Below are 14,348 nucleotides of genomic sequence, written 5' to 3' on the forward strand. Positions count from 1 at the left end.
CCTTGTAGAACCCCGTAGGCCCCTGTAGGTCCCCGCGCGGGCGGATCCGGCGGGGTTCCGTTCCGCCGGGCGCGGAACGAACGCCGCCGGGATGGCGGTGCGGATCGGGTACCGGGGCGGACGGGATGGCGGTGTGGATCGGATATCGGTACGGACGGGATGCCGGTGTGGATCGGGTACCGGGGCGGACGGGATGGCGGTGTGGATCGGATATCGGTACGGACGGGATGGCGGTGCGGATCGGGTACCGGGGCGGACGGGATGCCGGTGTGGATCGGATATCGGTACGGACGGGATGGCGGTGCGGATCGGGTACCGGGGCGGACGGGATGCCGGTGTGGATCGGGTACCGGGGCGGGATGCCGATTGCGGATGGGCTTCCGGCGTGGGCGGTGTGAGGTCGTCGAGGATCAGGCGGGTGGTTTTCCGGTCACGAGCACCGTGAGGCCGTCGAGGATGCGGTCCATGCCGAAGACGAACTCGTCGTCGGGGCCGCCGGGCATGTCGAAGACCCGGGCCTCGAGAAGCTCGTGGATCTCCGGGAAGCGCTGAGCGTCGGTGAGCCTCGCGAGTGACCGGCCGTAGCCGGACATCGCCTCCTCGTCGGTGACCCGGGAGGCGTCGAAGGCGTCCTGGAGATCGGCCAGGAGCGCCACCTCAGTCCTGACGAAGCCGTCGACCAGCAGCAGCGCCGCCATCTTCGTGTCCGGGGCCAGTCCGGTGCCGCGCAGGCAGCGCAGCCCGGCCTCCATCCAGGCGACGTGGTTGGGCATGAGCCCCGGGCCCGTGATGGGGATGCGCAACGACCAGGGGTGCCGCTGCAGCGCGGCGCGCAGGGCGCCGGCCCACCGGTAGACGCCGTGACGCCAGTCGTCGCCCGGCTCCGGGAGCTGGGGAGGCGGGCCGATCACCGCGTTCGTGATGAGCATGAGCAGGTCACCCTTGGAGGTGACGTAGCGGTAGAGCGCCATCGTGGAGACGTCGAGCTCGGCGGCGATCTTGCTCATCGAGACCGCGGCGAGTCCCTCCGCGGAGCCCACTCTGATGGCGGCCTCCACGATGTGCTCCAGGCTCAGGGTGCGTTTGGGCCCCTTGCCCGGCCGCTCGCGCAGGCCCCAGGCGATCTCCACGCTCTCCGGCACTTCCATCGCGCTCCCGGGCTTGACCGTCCTTTCCTGTGAGTGTATACCTTACGCAATACCGCGTACGCCATAAACAGTAGAGCGTACGCCATACGCAGGAGGGGTAGTGGAACCAGCGATAGAGGCGGTCGGCCTCACAAAGTCCTATGGCCGGCTCGCCGTCCTGAACGGCGTCGACCTGCGCGTCGCCAAGGGCAGCGTGTACGCGCTGCTCGGCTCGAACGGCGCGGGCAAGACCACGACCGTGCGCACCCTGGCGACGCTGGTCAGCCCGGACGCGGGACGGGCCACGGTCGCCGGGTTCGACGTCGTGCGCGACCGCCGCCGCGTCCGCCGCGCCATCAGCCTGACCGGCCAGCACGCGGCGGTCGACGAGCTGCTGACCGGCGAGGAGAACCTCCGGATGATGGGCCGCCTGTCCGGCCTGTCACGCGCGGGGGCTCGCAGCAGGGCGGCCGAGCTGCTGGAGCGGTTCGACCTGGTCGAGGCGGGGAAGCGGCGGGTCGGCACGTACTCGGGTGGCATGTGGCGACGCCTGGACCTGGCCGCGGGGCTGGTCGGCGCGCCGTCGGTGATCTTCCTCGACGAGCCGACCACGGGTCTCGACGTGCGGAGCAGGCAGGCGATGTGGGAGGTGATCACCCAGCTCACCGGCTCGGGCACCACGGTCTTCCTGACCACCCAGTATCTGGAGGAGGCCGACAGCCTGGCCGACCGGATCGCGCTGCTCGACGGCGGGCGGGTGGTGGCGGAGGGCACCGCCGACGAGCTCAAGGCGAGGGTCGCCGCCTGGCGGCTGGACCTCGTCCTGACCGACGCCCGGTCGTTCGCCGAGGTGACGCGCCTCCTCGGGGTGCGTGCCGTCCACGCCGATCTCGCCAGGCTGACCGTCGGGGCGGCTGTCGGCGGGAGCGCCTCGGAGGTCCGCGCCCTGCTGGACGAGGTGGACCCGGAACGTTCGGCGATCGAGAGGTTCACCGTGCGAGGCGCCACGCTCGACGACGCGTTCCTCGCCCTGACGGACAGGGAGCGGGCCGGTGTCTGAACTCGCCGCCTGGCCGGTCATGACCGGCCGCGCCGTCCGCCTGTCGCTGCGCAACCTCGACGCGCTGTTCATCTCGTTCCTGATGCCCGTCCTGGTCATGCTGCTGTTCGTCTACCTGTTCGGCGGCGCGATCCAGACCGGCGTCGACTACGTCACCTACGCCGTCCCCGGCATCCTCGTCATGTGCGCCTCCTACGGCGCCTCCCTGACGGCGGTCGCCGTCAGTCACGACATGAGCCGGGGGATCGTCGACAGGTTCAGGTCGATGGACGTCGGCGGCGGGGCGTTCCTGGGCGGGCACGTGGCCGCCAGCACCGTGCGCAACCTCACCTCGCTCGTCATCGTGTTCGTCGTCGCGTTCCTGCTCGGCTTCCGGGCGGAGGCGGACCTGGCCGGCTGGGCCGCGGCGGTGGGCGTCCTGGTGGTGTTCGTCCTGGCCATCTCCGCGGTCTCGGCCGTGGTCGGCCTGCTGGCCAAGACGCCGGAGGTCGCGGGCGGTTTCACCTTCTTCGTGATGTTCCTGCCCTACCCGAGCAGTGCCTTCGTCCCGGTGCACACCATGCCCGCATGGCTGCACGGGTTCGCGGAGAACCAGCCGGCCACGCCGATCATCGAGTCCGTGCGCGGTCTGCTGCTGGGCCAGCCCGTGGGGAACGATCCGTGGAAGGCGCTGGCCTGGTGCGGTGGTTTCCTGCTGGTCTCGGCGATGCTCTCCGGCAGGCTGTTCCGCCGCCGCGCCCGCTGAGGTTCGCGAGGAAACCGGGCCGCATGAGAGGCGCCGGGCCGGGCCGGGCCCCACGGGGGCGGGGCCCGGCCCGGTCGGGTTTCGGGGGCGTGGCTTGGACGGCCGGGATTCGGGTGACCGGACCCGGCCGGTTGGATTCCAGGGGCCGAGACCTGGGGGATCGGGCCCGGCCGGTCGGGCTTTGGGCGCGGCGCCGGATGGCCGGGACCGAGGCGACCGGGCTCAGCCGACCAGGGTGAGCCAGTGCGGCGCGTCCCCGAAGGGGGCGGTGCGGGCGGTGACGGCCTCCATCAGCCAGGTGGCCGAGGCGCGGGCGCTCTCGACCACGTCGGGCGGGTAGGCGTACTTGACCCGGTGCTCCTCGAACTCGTCCTCGTCGTCCAGGAAGACCTGGCTCGGGCGGCCCTTCAGCAGGTTCCGGCGGGCTCGGATCACGTCGAGGTCCAGGTCGACCATGGTGACCTCGCCGTCGCTCCACTCCGGCACCGTGGAGATGTCGCAGTAGATCTCGTACTTGTGCGGGGCGGCGTTGAAGGCTGCCGTCCACCAGGCGTCGCGGGGGAAGAGCATCACGAACGGGTGCGGAGAGGGGACCGCGGGACCGTCACCCTTGCGGCCGATGGAGTTGGCGAGGCAGCCCGTCCACACCCCGTGCTCGTCCTCGCCGAGCAGCAGGCCGCGGTGGTGCCAGTGCAGTGACCCGTCGTACTTGCGGTAGACCACGTTCACGCTCTCATAGGACATTCCCCGACATTAAGGCTTGACAGAGATCTATGTATTTCCTACCTTCTAAATAGGTTAAGAGTGTCAGTGAGAAGCCCCGGCTGGCTGACCGGCAACCCTCGCACCGCGGCGGGGTGCCCCCGGGGGAGACCTGGCGGCACGGTGGGCGTGCCGCAAGCGCGGATCCCTTCATCGGGGTCACCGAGACATGCCCGGGAGTGCCAGATGCCGAAGACCAGCACACTGAACCACGCGAGCCCCGTCGACCTCGACACCCACGGCCACTACCGGCCCGGTGGCAGGCCCGGCCCGCGCTACCCCTTCCAGGGGCGGATCGGCACACCCGCCTTCCCCGCAGAGCCGGGCCGCTACCACCTCTACGTCGCGGCCGTCTGTCCGTACGCGCAGCGCGCGGCCATCGTGCGCTCCCTCAAGGGACTCCAGGACGTGGTCTCGCTCTCCTACGTCGACGACGGGCGTGACGGGCGCGGGTGGGCGTTCCGCGAGCGGCGCGGGGCCGACCCGGTCAACGGGTTCACCATCCTGCGGCAGGCGTACGAGGTGACCGAGCCCGGCTTCGACGGGCACGTCTCGGTGCCGGTCCTGTGGGACAGGACGAGCGGCCGCATCGTCAGCAACAACTTCCCCGACATCACGATCGACCTGGCCACCCGGTTCGGCGGCGACCTCGAGGCCGACCTCTACCCCGAGGAGCTCCGGCCGGAGATCGACGAGCTCAACACGAGGATCTACGAGATCGTCAACACGGCGGCGGGCCGCGTGGCGTCGGCCACCACCGAGGCCGCGTACACCGAGGCGCGCGGGACCGTGGTCGCCTTCCTGGACGAGCTGGACGCCCGGCTGGCCGACCGCAGGTTCCTGTTCGGCTCGGGGATCACCGAGGCGGACGTGCGGCTCTGGCCGACCCTGCTCCGCTTCGACCTGAGCGACAACCCGGCGGCCAGGATCAGCGAGCGCCCGCTCACCGCCTTCCCCAACCTGTGGGCCTACGCCAGGGACCTGTACGCCCACCCCGCCTTCCGCGAGAACACCGACTTCACCGCCATCTCCCACGTCTCCGGCCAGGAGGGCGAGACCGACGCCTGGCGGATCCCGGTCGAGCCGCTGCACGCCGACTGGGACCAGCCGCACCGCAGAGCCGCCGTATGAGCGCCTCGATCGCCGTCGTCGGCGCGGGACCGACGGGCACCTGCCTGGTGGAGCGGATCTGCGCCAACGCCGCCGACCTGCTCGGCTGGCCGTCGCTGGACGTCCACGTGATCGACCCCCACCCGCCGGGCGGCGGGCGCGTCTGGCGCCACGACCAGCCGGACCTGCTCTGGATGAACTCCACCGCGGCCGACGTGACGCTCTTCACCGACGAGTCGGTGCGCTGCGAGGGGCCGATCCGCCCCGGACCCACGCTGGCCGAGTGGCTCGGCGGCGACCCCGGCAGGTTCGCCTCCCGCCCGGCGCAGAACGGCTACCTCTCCCACGTCTTCCGGCACGCGGTGGCGAACGCCCCGCGCGGCGTCCGGGTGCACGTGCACGCCGCCCGCGCCGTCGACCTCGCCGACGTCCCCGGCGGCCAGACGGTGACCCTGGAGGACGGCCGGACCATCGAGGCCGACGCGGTGATCCTGGCCCAGGGGCACGGCGACGTGACCCCGACGAGGGAGGAGAACGCGCTGGCCGGCCTGGCCGCGCGCGGGGGGCTGCGCTACCTGCCCACCGGCTACGCGGCCGACCTCGACCTGGACGGCATCCCCGCCGGGGAACCGGTGATCATGCGGGGGATGGGGCTGGCCTTCGTCGACCTGATGGTGCTGCTCACCTCGGGCCGGGGCGGCCGGTTCGTCCGCGAGTACGACGGGGAGCTGGTCTACCTGCCCAACGGGCGCGAGCCCCTCCTGCACGTGGGGTCGCGGCGCGGGGTGCCGTACCACTCCAAGACCGGTTACCCCTTCACGGGCGCCCGCCCGCCGGTGCCGCGCTTCCTCACCCGCGAGGCGCTGGGCGAGGGGCCGTGGAACTTCCGCCGGGACGTGTGGCCGCTGGTCGCCAAGGAGCTGGCCTTCGCGTACTACCACGAGCTCATCACCGCCCACCCCAAGCGCGCCAAGCTGGGCTGGGAGGAGTTCGAGGAGGGCTTCGCCGCCGAGGAGTGGCGCAGCCTCGGGATGCGCAGGCTGGTCCGCGAGGCCGTGCCCCGGCACCTGGACCGGCTCGACTTCGACCGGCTCGACCGGCCGCTGGACGGCATCCGGTTCGGCGACCAGGCCGGCCTGCAGAAGTGGATGCACGGCTATCTCGCCGTCGACCTGCAGCGACGCTCGGACCCGGCGCACAGCGCCGACCACGCCATGATCCTCGGGCTGCTCTCCGTCTACGGCGTCCTCGCCGAGCTGGGCGTCTCCGACCCGTGGTTCGGCGGGTTCTTCAGCTACGTCGCCAGCGGCCCGCCGGGACCCCGGCTGGAGGAGCTGCGCGCCCTGGCCAGGGCCGGGGTGGTCACCTTCCTCGGCGCGGACCTCAAGGTCGACCACCACGACGGACGCTGGCGGGCGCAGAGCCCCACCGTGCCCGGCGGCGTGACGGCCACGACCCTCGTCGAGGCCCGGCTGCCCGCGCCCAGCGTGAGCCGGGCCGTCGACCCGCTCATCACCGCGCTCCGCGACCGGGGCGAGCTCGACGAGGAGTCGGGTCTGGTGAACGTACGGCCCGCCGACCGCCGCCTGCTCGACAGGTCCGGCACCCCGCACCCCCGCAGGTTCGCCTTCGGCCCCTGGGTCGTCGGCGGCCGGGCCACCGGCGGCTTCGCCAGGCCCCGCCTCAACGCCCCGCTCTTCCGCCACGCCGACGCCCTCGCCCGGATCGTGCTGTCCGAGGCCGCCGGAACCCAGATAAGACGGCACGTCGCATGAACCGTCCCGACCACCCCGACCACCCCGATCACCCCGACCATCTTGACCGGCGCGTCACAGAGCCGGCCGAGCACGCCGTACGGAAGCACGTCACTCAGGGCCCCGCCGAGCAGGGCCCCGCTGGACAAAGCCCCGTCCCCCGGAAGCACGTCACGCGGGACCCCGTGACACAGAAACACGCCCTAGAGAAGCACGTCGTACGAAAGCGCAAGGAGAAGAACGTGAAGTTGCGATGGGGCGCCCTGACGCTCGCCGGGGTGCTGGCGCTCGCGGCGTGCGGAGCCGAGAGCGGGGCCCCGAGCGCGGCGGCCGGCGGTGAGGGAGCCGGTGGCGACGGCGGGTCGCTCGTGTGGGCGGTGGAGACGCAGCCGATCACCTTCAACCCGCACCAGTGGGGCCAGAACAAGGCCCGCCTCCTGGTCCACAACCAGTTCGACGCGCTGATCGCCCGCGGGAAGAACGGCGAGTTCCTGCCGTGGCTGGCCACGTCCTGGAAGGTCTCCAAGGACGGGCTGACCTACACCTTCGAACTCCGCGACGACGTCACCTTCCACGACGGCGAGAAGTTCGACGCCGCCTCGGTGAAGGCCAACCTCGACCAGCTCGTCTCGCCCGGCTACAACGCCGCGGTCAGCGCCATCCAGCTGCGCAACTTCGACAAGGCGGAGGCGACCGCGCCGCACACCCTGAAGGTCACGCTGAAGGCCCCCGACGGGCTGTTCCTCGACTTCCTCTCCTCCCCGTACGCGGGCCAGGTCTCCCCGAAGTCGTTGAAGAGCGCCAAGGACCTCAAGGCGGGCGGCGTCGACGTGGTCGGCACCGGGCCGTTCATCCTCGACCGGTTCACCCCCGGCCAGGAGGTCCACTACAAGCGCAACCCGAACTACAACTGGCCGCCCACCGGCGCCGCCCACCAGGGACCGGCGCACCTGGCCGACATCACGTACCGCTTCCTGCCCGAGGCGGCGGTCCGGGTCGGCGCGCTTACCTCCGGGCAGGTACAGGTGATCGAGGGCGTGCCCGCCACCGAGATCGCCCTCATCAAGAGCGACCCCGAGCTGAAGCTGGAGACCAGCCTCAACTCGGGAAGCGCGTTCTCCTACTACTTCAACACCTCCCGTCCCCCGTTCGACGACAAGCGGGTCCGCGAGGCCTTCCGCGACGCCGTCGACGTGGACGCCGTGCTCAACTCCGTCTACCAGGGCACCGCCAAGCGGGCCTGGAGCGTCATCGGCCAGGGCAGCCCGCAGTTCTACGACCCCTCGCTGGAGAAGACCTTCGGCAACAACCCCGCGCGGGCCAACCAACTGCTCGACGAGGCGGGCTGGAAGGAGCGTGACGCCGAGGGCTTCCGGGTCAAGGACGGCAAGCGGCTGACCGTGCGTACCGTCAACGCCGCCCCGTTCGTCCGCGACCGCCGCGACATCCTCGCCCAGGCCTTCCAGGCGGCCGTCAAGCAGAGCGCGGGAATCGACTTCCAGGTCAAGATCGTGGACCAGGGCACCGCGCAGAAGGCCATCGACGACAACGAATACGAGATCTTCGAGAACTCGCGCGGTGACACCGACGCCGGGGCGGCGCTCAACCTGATCCTGCCGGGGGGCGCCGCGATCAACCGCACGAAGTTCCAGAGCGACGAGCTGGACAAGCTGCTCACCGACGCGTCGGTCACCGCCGACCTCGCCGAGCGCAAGGAGCTCTACGCGAAGGCGCAGAAGACCGTCGTCACCGACGAGGCGATCCTGCTCCCGCTCTACGTTCCCGCCGACCAGATCGCCTACGGCTCCGGGGTCACCGGCATCACCTTCGAGCCGGTCTCCGGCACCCCCAACAGTGCTTACGACGTCCGGATAGGGACGTGAGCACTCTCACACTCACCCGGCGGCGGGGGCTGGCCGCCGCCGGGTGGCTCGGCCCGGTGGTCCGGCGGCTCGGAGCGGGCGTCGCCGTGCTCTGGGCCGCCGCCACCGCGGCCTACCTCGCCCTGCTGTTCGCCCCCGGCGACACGGTCGACGTGCTGATCGGCGGCGACGGCGGCCTCGACACCCCCGAGCGGCGGGCGCAGATCATCGCCGAGTGGGGGCTGGACCGCTCCCCGCTCCAGCAGTACGTCGACTATCTGTTCCGCCTGCTCCAGGGAGACCTGGGCCGCTCCTACATCCTGCAGCGCGGCGTCGGCGACGTCCTCGCCTCGCAGATCGGGCCGACGATCCAGCTCGCGCTCACCGCCGCGCTCTTCGGGGTCGTCCTGGCCCTGGTGCTCGCCCTGACCACCGCCGGGCGCCGTTCCTGGCTCGGCGGCCTGGTCGGGCTGTCGGAGCTGGTCGTCGTCTCGGTCCCGCCGTTCCTCATCGGCATCCTGCTCCTCGCGGTCTTCTCCTTCACCCTCGGCTGGTTCCCCGTCTCCGGGGACAAGGGGCTCGTCTCCCTCGTACTGCCGGGGCTGGCGCTCGGGCTGCCGATCGCGGGGGTGCTCGGCCAGGTGCTCCGCGAGGGGCTGGAACGGGCGCTGGAGGAGCCGTTCGCGGTGACCGCCCGCTCGCGCGGCATCACCGAGTGGCGGCTCGTCGCCCGGCACGCCCTGCGGCACGCGCTGCTCCCCGCCGTCACCCTCACCGGCTGGTTCACCGGCTTCCTGCTCGGCGGCGCGATCATCGTGGAGGCCGTGTTCGGCCGCCCGGGGCTCGGCCAGGTCACCGTCGGCGCGGTGACCGCCAAGGACCTGCCCCTGGTGATGGCGGTCGTGCTGATCTCCGCCCTCGCCTACGTGACGGTCAGCACGATCGTCGACCTCGCCTACCTCGCGATCGACCCCCGCCTGAGGAGGAGCCGATGACGGTCCCGTTGGAAGAGGAGCCGATGGCGGTTCCTCGGAGGGAGAGGCCGGTGGCGGTCTTGTCGCGGGAGCGGAGGGAACCGGTGGCCGTTTTGTCGTGGGTCACGTCACGGAAGGAGCCGGTGGCGTCGCGGTCGCCGTACCGCCCGAGGAGGAGCCGATGACGGCGATCACGGAGGTCCCCGGTGTCGTGGCCGCCGCCCCCGCCGCGGCCGGGCGCCGGTACGGTTTCAGCGCGCCGCTGGTCGTACCGCTGCTGTTCCTGGCGGTCGCCGCGGTCGCGGCCGTGGCGCCCGGCCTGCTGACCGGTGTCGACCCGCTGGCCGCCGACCCGCTGCACGCGCTCGCCGGGCCGAGTGCCGAGCACTGGTTCGGCACCGACCACCTCGGCCGCGACGTGCTGTCGCGCGTCGTCCACGGCGCCGGGCACTCGCTGAGCATCGGCGCCGCCGCCGTCCTGCTCGCCGCGGGGGCCGGTACCCTGCTGGGCGTCCTGGCCGGGCTGTCCCCCCGCTACGTCGACGAGCTGCTCAGCCGCCTGTTCGACGTCGTGGCGACCTTCCCCGAACTGCTGCTCGCCCTGCTGGTCATCGCCATCACCGGTCCCGGCACCGGCAACGTGATCCTCGCGATCGGCATCGCGCAGATCCCCAACTACGCCCGCGTGGTCCGCGCCCAGACGTTCGTGGTGCGCCGCTCCGGCTACGTCGAGCAGGCGGTCACCTTCGGTCTGGCCAGGCCGGTACTCGTCGCCCGCCACGTGCTGCCCAACGTGCTGGGCCCCCTGCCGGTGCTCGCCACGATCGGCATGGGCACCGCCATCATCGCCACCTCCGGGCTCAGCTTCCTCGGCATGGGCCCGCAGCCGCCCAGCCCGGAGTGGGGCTCGATGCTGTCGGAGGCCCGCAACTACCTGCGCGTCGCCTGGTGGAGCGTGCTCTTCCCCGGCCTCTCCGTCACCCTGACCGTCATCAGCCTGACGCTCGTCGGGCGCCGCCTGCAGCGTCGTTTCGAGGGGAGAACCCGATGAGCCTCATCGACGTCGAGGACCTGCGGGTCGGCTTCCCCCGGGCCGGGGTGCGGGCCGTACGGGGAGTGAGCCTGTCGATCGAGGCGGGCGAGTGCGTGGCGATCGTCGGGGAGTCCGGCTCCGGCAAGAGCGTCACCGCCAGGACCCTGGTCGGGCTGACCGGTCCCGGCGCCGAGGTCACGGCCTCCCGGTTCGCGGTGAACGGCGCGGACGCGCTCCGGTTCGGCGCCCGCGACTGGCGGCGGCTGCGCGGCCGGTTCGCCGGGCTGGTGCTCCAGGACGCGCTGACCTCGCTCGACCCGCTCCGTACCGTCGGCGACGAGATCGCCGAGGTGCTCGCCACCCATGACGTCGTACCCCGCGCCGCCCGGAAGGAGAGGGTGATCGAACTGCTGGAGGCGGTCGGGGTGCCGGAACCGGAGGTGCGGGCCCGGCAGTACGCCCACCAGCTGTCCGGGGGGCTGCGCCAGCGCGCCCTGATCGCCTCCGCCATCGCCGCGGGGCCGCCGCTGATCATCGCCGACGAGCCGACGACCGCACTCGACGTCACCGTGCAGGCCCAGATCCTGCGGCTGCTCGCCGCCCGCAAGGCCGAGGGCACCGCGCTGCTCATGATCAGCCACGACCTCGCTGTGGTCTCCGCCGTCGCCGACCGCGTACTGGTCATGAAGGACGGGGTGATCGTCGAGGAGGGGCCGACGGGACGCGTGCTGTCCGCGCCCCGGCACGACTACACCAGGCTGCTGCTCGCCGCCGTCCCCTCCGCCGCCTCGCGCGGCACCCGCCTGTCCGCCGTCGCCGCCGGGGGAATCGCGCTGCGCACCCCGCTGCCGGAGCGGACCGTCGACCACGCCGCGCCGATCCTGGAGGTCTCGGGGCTGTCGGCCGCGTACGGCTCGCGCACGGTGGTCGACGATGTGTCCTTCGAGGTCTACCCCGGTGAGACGCTCGGCATCGTGGGAGAGTCGGGTTCGGGGAAGACCACGGTCGCCCGGCTCGTCCTCGGCCTGCTCGAACCCGCCTCTGGGGAGGTCCGGCTGGGCGGCGAGCCTTGGTCGGGGGTCCGCGAGCGCGGGCGGCGGTCGCGCAGGTCCCGCATCCAGGTCATCTCGCAGAACCCGCTCGACTCCTTCGACCCCCGCTACACGGTGGGCCGCCTGATCGCGGAACCCCTCCGTGGCGTGTCCTTCGACAGCAGGTCCCACCGTGGAGCCCCCTCCGAGAGCGGGCCGCACCGTGGAGCCCCCTTCGAGAGCGGGCCGCACCGCGGGGCCTCCCCGGGGAGTGGGCCGCACCGTGGAGCCCCCTTCGACAGCGGGCCGCACCCCAGGAATCCCCCGGGGAGCGGGTCTCTGCGGGATCTTCTCCGCGCCTCCCTCCACGGACCCGTTTCCCCGGGGGATTCCTGGGGTGAGGAGAGCTCGCCGAGGGGTGAGCTCTTCCGGGGACGCCCGAGCTCGTGGAGAAAGGACCGGGTGGCCGAGCTGCTGGACCGGGTCGGCCTCCCGGCGGACGTCGCCGACTCACACCCCCGGCGCCTGTCCGGCGGCCAGCGCCAGCGGGTGGCCATCGCCAGGGCCCTCGCCACCCACCCCGACGTGCTCGTCTGCGACGAGCCGGTCTCCGCGCTGGACGTGTCGATCCAGGCCCAGGTGCTCGACCTGCTCGCGGAGATCCAGGCCGCCGACGGGACCGCGCTGATCTTCATCTCCCACGACCTCGGGGTGGTCCACCACGTCGCCGACCGGGTGCTGGTCATGCGCGGCGGGCGGGTCGTGGAGGAGGGACACGTTGACCAGGTGTTCTTCCTGCCCCGGCACGACTACACCCGCGAGCTGCTCGGCGCGGTGCCCAAACTGGTGTCGGTCGAGCCCTGACGGAGGCCGCGGATGTCGGGCAGGACCAGCACCCCCAGACAGGAGACCGCCAGCAGCGCCGCCGCCCCGTACAGGGTGGGGGCCGTGCCCACCGCGCCGGCCAGCGGCCCGGCCAGGGCCATGCCGAGGGGGGTGAGCCCGAGGGAGAGCAGCCAGTCGTACGCCGACACCCGTGAGATCGCCTCGGCCGGGATGTGCTCCTGCACGGCGGTCTCCCACAGGGGGGCCATGAACGCCAGGCCACCGGTCATCAGCCCGTAGGCCGCCGCGACGATCAGCGCGGGTGCCCCGGCGGCGAGCAGGGCCAGGGGCAGCGCGCCGAGCGCGAGCGCGAGGTTCGCCGCGACCAGTGGCTTGCGCGGTCTCGCCCGGAGCGCCAGCAACGCGCCGCACAGGGCGCCGACCGTGCCGCCCTGCACGATCGTGCCCCAGGCGAGCTCGCCGCCGAGACTCGTGACGGCGATCACCGGCCCGATCGTGATCAGGGCGCAGCGGCTGAGGTTCCACATGGAGTGGCCGACGAGGTTCGTCCAGTACCACCGATGGCGGCGCAGCTGCGCCCAGCCCTCCGCCAGCTGCCTGACGAACCGCTCGCGAGGTGCGGGCGGGATCGGCGCGAGCCGGAGCCGGCCCAGCAGCACCGCGCTGGCCGTGAACGTCACGGCGTCCAGGAGCAGGGCCCAGCCGGGGCCGGCGGTCAGGGCGAGGGCGGTGGCGATCCCCGGGCCGAGCAGCACGGACCCGCGCTGGGCGATCGCCATGAGCGCGTTGGCCCGAGGAAGGTGCTCCGCCGCCACGGTGGCGGGCACCAGACCGGTCGCGGCGGGCAGGAAGAACGCCGAACCGGCCCCCGAGACGGCGGCCAGCGCCGCCAGGTGGACGATGTCGACCGTGCCGGTGATCAGCTCGAAGCCCATCGCGGCGTGGGCGAGCCCGCGTACCACGTCCGCGCCCATCATCACGCGACGGCGCGGGAGCCGGTCGGCCCAGACACCGCCGGGCAGCATCAGCGCCACCATGGCGATCGACTGGGCGGCCAGGACCACCCCGAGGTCGGTTGCCGAGCCCGTCGCGGTGACGATCGCCAGCGCGAGGGCCACCGCGGTGATGGAGTCGCCGATGTACGACAGGGCCTGGCCGGTCCACAGCAGGCGGAAGCGGGGGTCTCGCAAGGGGGCCCACGAGCCGCGCGAAGGGGTCATGGACGAAAAGTACTACGAAACCATAATATACGCATCCGTATTAAGAATGGCTCGACGGAGGACGGCGTTACCCTGTGGGCATGTCAGAGCCTGACTCCATCGATCGGCACATCGCGCACTGGTCCCGGGAGCTGTCCGACCTCGACCCGCAGATCGAGGGGATCGTCACGCGCATGCAGGTGCTCGTGCGGCTGCTCAAACGGAACAGGGACGCCTGGCTGACCGCCGGAGGGCTCAAGGCCTGGGAGTTCGAGGTTCTTCACCACCTGGTCGCGGCCGGGCCGCCCTACCGGGCGACCCCTTCACTGCTGGCCGGGTGGCTCGACACCCACCCGGCCACGCTGACCAACCGGCTCGACCGGCTGGAGCAGGCCGGGTACGTCGACCGCGTGCACGATCCCGGCGACCGCCGCCGCCTGCTCGTCGCGCTGACCCCCGCCGGGCGCGCCGTCTGGCAGGAGCGCATGGACCAGGGCGACATCTCGGAGCGGGCACTGCTCGGCCCGCTCGACCCCGGCGACCGCGAGGTGCTCGACGACCTCCTGCGCCGGTTGGTCCGCGCGGCGGAGGGGGAGGGCCCGCCGCTGATGCCCGACTGGCCGTCGAGTTCGGGCTCGGGTTCGGGTACGAACGCGGGCTTGGACGCGCGTTCGGATGTGCATTCGGCGGGTTCGGATGCGGACGCGGGTCCGGGCACGGGGTTGGGGGCGGGCCCGGATTTGGCGCTGGGGTCGAGCTCGGCACCTACCTGACCGCGCTGGACCATGCGACGGGAGCCAATGACACGGGCCCGGTTGGCCGGGTGATCCCATGCTGGACTACGC

The 14,348-nt window shown here is 72.3% G+C and carries 12 protein-coding genes and 1 riboswitch; of the genes, 9 read left to right on the forward strand and 3 right to left on the reverse strand.

The window, feature by feature from the left end:
• Positions 1–410 precede the first annotated feature (410 nt).
• The gene (locus OG587_RS19280) at positions 411–1,148 is read right to left on the reverse strand and encodes a TetR/AcrR family transcriptional regulator (protein ID WP_329092190.1); all 738 of its coding nucleotides are present in this window, start codon (positions 1,146–1,148) and stop codon (positions 411–413) included.
• 100 nt (positions 1,149–1,248) lie between these two features.
• Here OG587_RS19280 and OG587_RS19285 point away from each other — a divergent pair, with 100 nt between their 5' ends.
• Together OG587_RS19285 and OG587_RS19290 are read left to right on the forward strand one after the other, a co-directional pair.
• Positions 1,249–2,187 carry an ATP-binding cassette domain-containing protein gene (locus OG587_RS19285; protein ID WP_329092191.1) on the forward strand — a complete coding sequence of 313 codons (939 nt, stop codon included), beginning with the start codon at positions 1,249–1,251 and terminating at the stop codon, positions 2,185–2,187.
• A complete protein-coding gene (locus OG587_RS19290) occupies positions 2,180–2,932 on the forward strand; it encodes an ABC transporter permease (RefSeq protein WP_329092193.1) in 753 nt (250 codons plus the stop codon). Before OG587_RS19285 ends, OG587_RS19290 begins: the two co-directional genes overlap by 8 nt.
• 222 nt (positions 2,933–3,154) lie before the next feature.
• Here the strand turns inward: OG587_RS19290 and OG587_RS19295 are convergent, their stop codons facing one another.
• Entirely contained in the window at positions 3,155–3,676 is a 522-nt protein-coding gene (locus OG587_RS19295; RefSeq protein WP_329092195.1) for a DUF402 domain-containing protein, read from the reverse strand.
• Between the two features lie 52 nt (positions 3,677–3,728).
• Positions 3,729–3,841, forward strand: a riboswitch (SAM riboswitch).
• A 39-nt stretch (positions 3,842–3,880) separates the two neighbouring features.
• Between OG587_RS19295 and OG587_RS19300 the strand changes: the two genes are divergently transcribed.
• The 6 genes from OG587_RS19300 to OG587_RS19325 all read left to right on the forward strand — a co-directional run bounded on the left by OG587_RS19300 (position 3,881) and on the right by OG587_RS19325 (position 12,322).
• Positions 3,881–4,825, forward strand: a complete 945-nt coding sequence (locus OG587_RS19300) for a glutathione S-transferase C-terminal domain-containing protein (RefSeq protein WP_329092197.1) — start codon at positions 3,881–3,883, stop codon at positions 4,823–4,825.
• The gene (locus tag OG587_RS19305; protein ID WP_329092199.1) at positions 4,822–6,579 is read left to right on the forward strand and encodes an FAD/NAD(P)-binding protein; all 1,758 of its coding nucleotides are present in this window, start codon (positions 4,822–4,824) and stop codon (positions 6,577–6,579) included. Before OG587_RS19300 ends, OG587_RS19305 begins: the two co-directional genes overlap by 4 nt.
• Before the next feature lie 221 nt (positions 6,580–6,800).
• Positions 6,801–8,441, forward strand: a complete 1,641-nt coding sequence (locus OG587_RS19310) for an ABC transporter substrate-binding protein (protein WP_329092201.1) — start codon at positions 6,801–6,803, stop codon at positions 8,439–8,441.
• On the forward strand, positions 8,438–9,415 hold the full coding sequence (locus tag OG587_RS19315) for an ABC transporter permease (protein ID WP_329092203.1): 978 nt from the start codon (positions 8,438–8,440) through the stop codon (positions 9,413–9,415). The genes OG587_RS19310 and OG587_RS19315 overlap by 4 nt, the downstream gene beginning before the upstream one ends.
• A 160-nt stretch (positions 9,416–9,575) precedes the next feature.
• Positions 9,576–10,445 (forward strand): ABC transporter permease, encoded by an 870-nt coding sequence (locus OG587_RS19320; RefSeq protein ID WP_329092205.1) that lies wholly within the window; start codon positions 9,576–9,578, stop codon positions 10,443–10,445.
• Positions 10,442–12,322, forward strand: a complete 1,881-nt coding sequence (locus tag OG587_RS19325; RefSeq protein ID WP_329092206.1) for an ABC transporter ATP-binding protein — start codon at positions 10,442–10,444, stop codon at positions 12,320–12,322. Before OG587_RS19320 ends, OG587_RS19325 begins: the two co-directional genes overlap by 4 nt.
• Here the strand turns inward: OG587_RS19325 and OG587_RS19330 are convergent.
• Complete coding sequence (locus OG587_RS19330) at positions 12,268–13,524, reverse strand: MFS transporter (RefSeq protein WP_329092208.1); 1,257 nt, start codon at positions 13,522–13,524, stop codon at positions 12,268–12,270. The genes OG587_RS19325 and OG587_RS19330 overlap by 55 nt on opposite strands.
• 80 nt (positions 13,525–13,604) lie before the next feature.
• Between OG587_RS19330 and OG587_RS19335 the strand changes: the two genes are divergently transcribed.
• Entirely contained in the window at positions 13,605–14,276 is a 672-nt protein-coding gene (locus OG587_RS19335; RefSeq protein ID WP_329092210.1) for a MarR family winged helix-turn-helix transcriptional regulator, read from the forward strand.
• The last annotated feature ends 72 nt before the right edge of the window (positions 14,277–14,348 follow it).

Origin of the sequence: Streptosporangium sp. NBC_01469, from assembly GCF_036227305.1 — a bacterium.
Taxonomy (GTDB): Bacteria; Actinomycetota; Actinomycetes; order Streptosporangiales; family Streptosporangiaceae; genus Streptosporangium.

Excerpts from the sequence above, each read along its gene's own strand:
- OG587_RS19280 (WP_329092190.1), bottom strand. The coding sequence starts at position 1,148 with ATGGAAGTGCCGGAGAGCGTGGAGATCGCCTGGGGCCTGCGCGAGCGG.
- OG587_RS19295 (WP_329092195.1), bottom strand. The coding sequence starts at position 3,676 with ATGTCCTATGAGAGCGTGAACGTGGTCTACCGCAAGTACGACGGGTCA.
- OG587_RS19300 (WP_329092197.1), top strand. The coding sequence starts at position 3,881 with ATGCCGAAGACCAGCACACTGAACCACGCGAGCCCCGTCGACCTCGAC.
- OG587_RS19305 (WP_329092199.1), top strand. The coding sequence starts at position 4,822 with ATGAGCGCCTCGATCGCCGTCGTCGGCGCGGGACCGACGGGCACCTGC.
- OG587_RS19320 (WP_329092205.1), top strand. The coding sequence starts at position 9,576 with ATGACGGCGATCACGGAGGTCCCCGGTGTCGTGGCCGCCGCCCCCGCC.
- OG587_RS19325 (WP_329092206.1), top strand. The coding sequence starts at position 10,442 with ATGAGCCTCATCGACGTCGAGGACCTGCGGGTCGGCTTCCCCCGGGCC.
- OG587_RS19330 (WP_329092208.1), bottom strand. The coding sequence starts at position 13,524 with ATGACCCCTTCGCGCGGCTCGTGGGCCCCCTTGCGAGACCCCCGCTTC.
- OG587_RS19335 (WP_329092210.1), top strand. The coding sequence starts at position 13,605 with ATGTCAGAGCCTGACTCCATCGATCGGCACATCGCGCACTGGTCCCGG.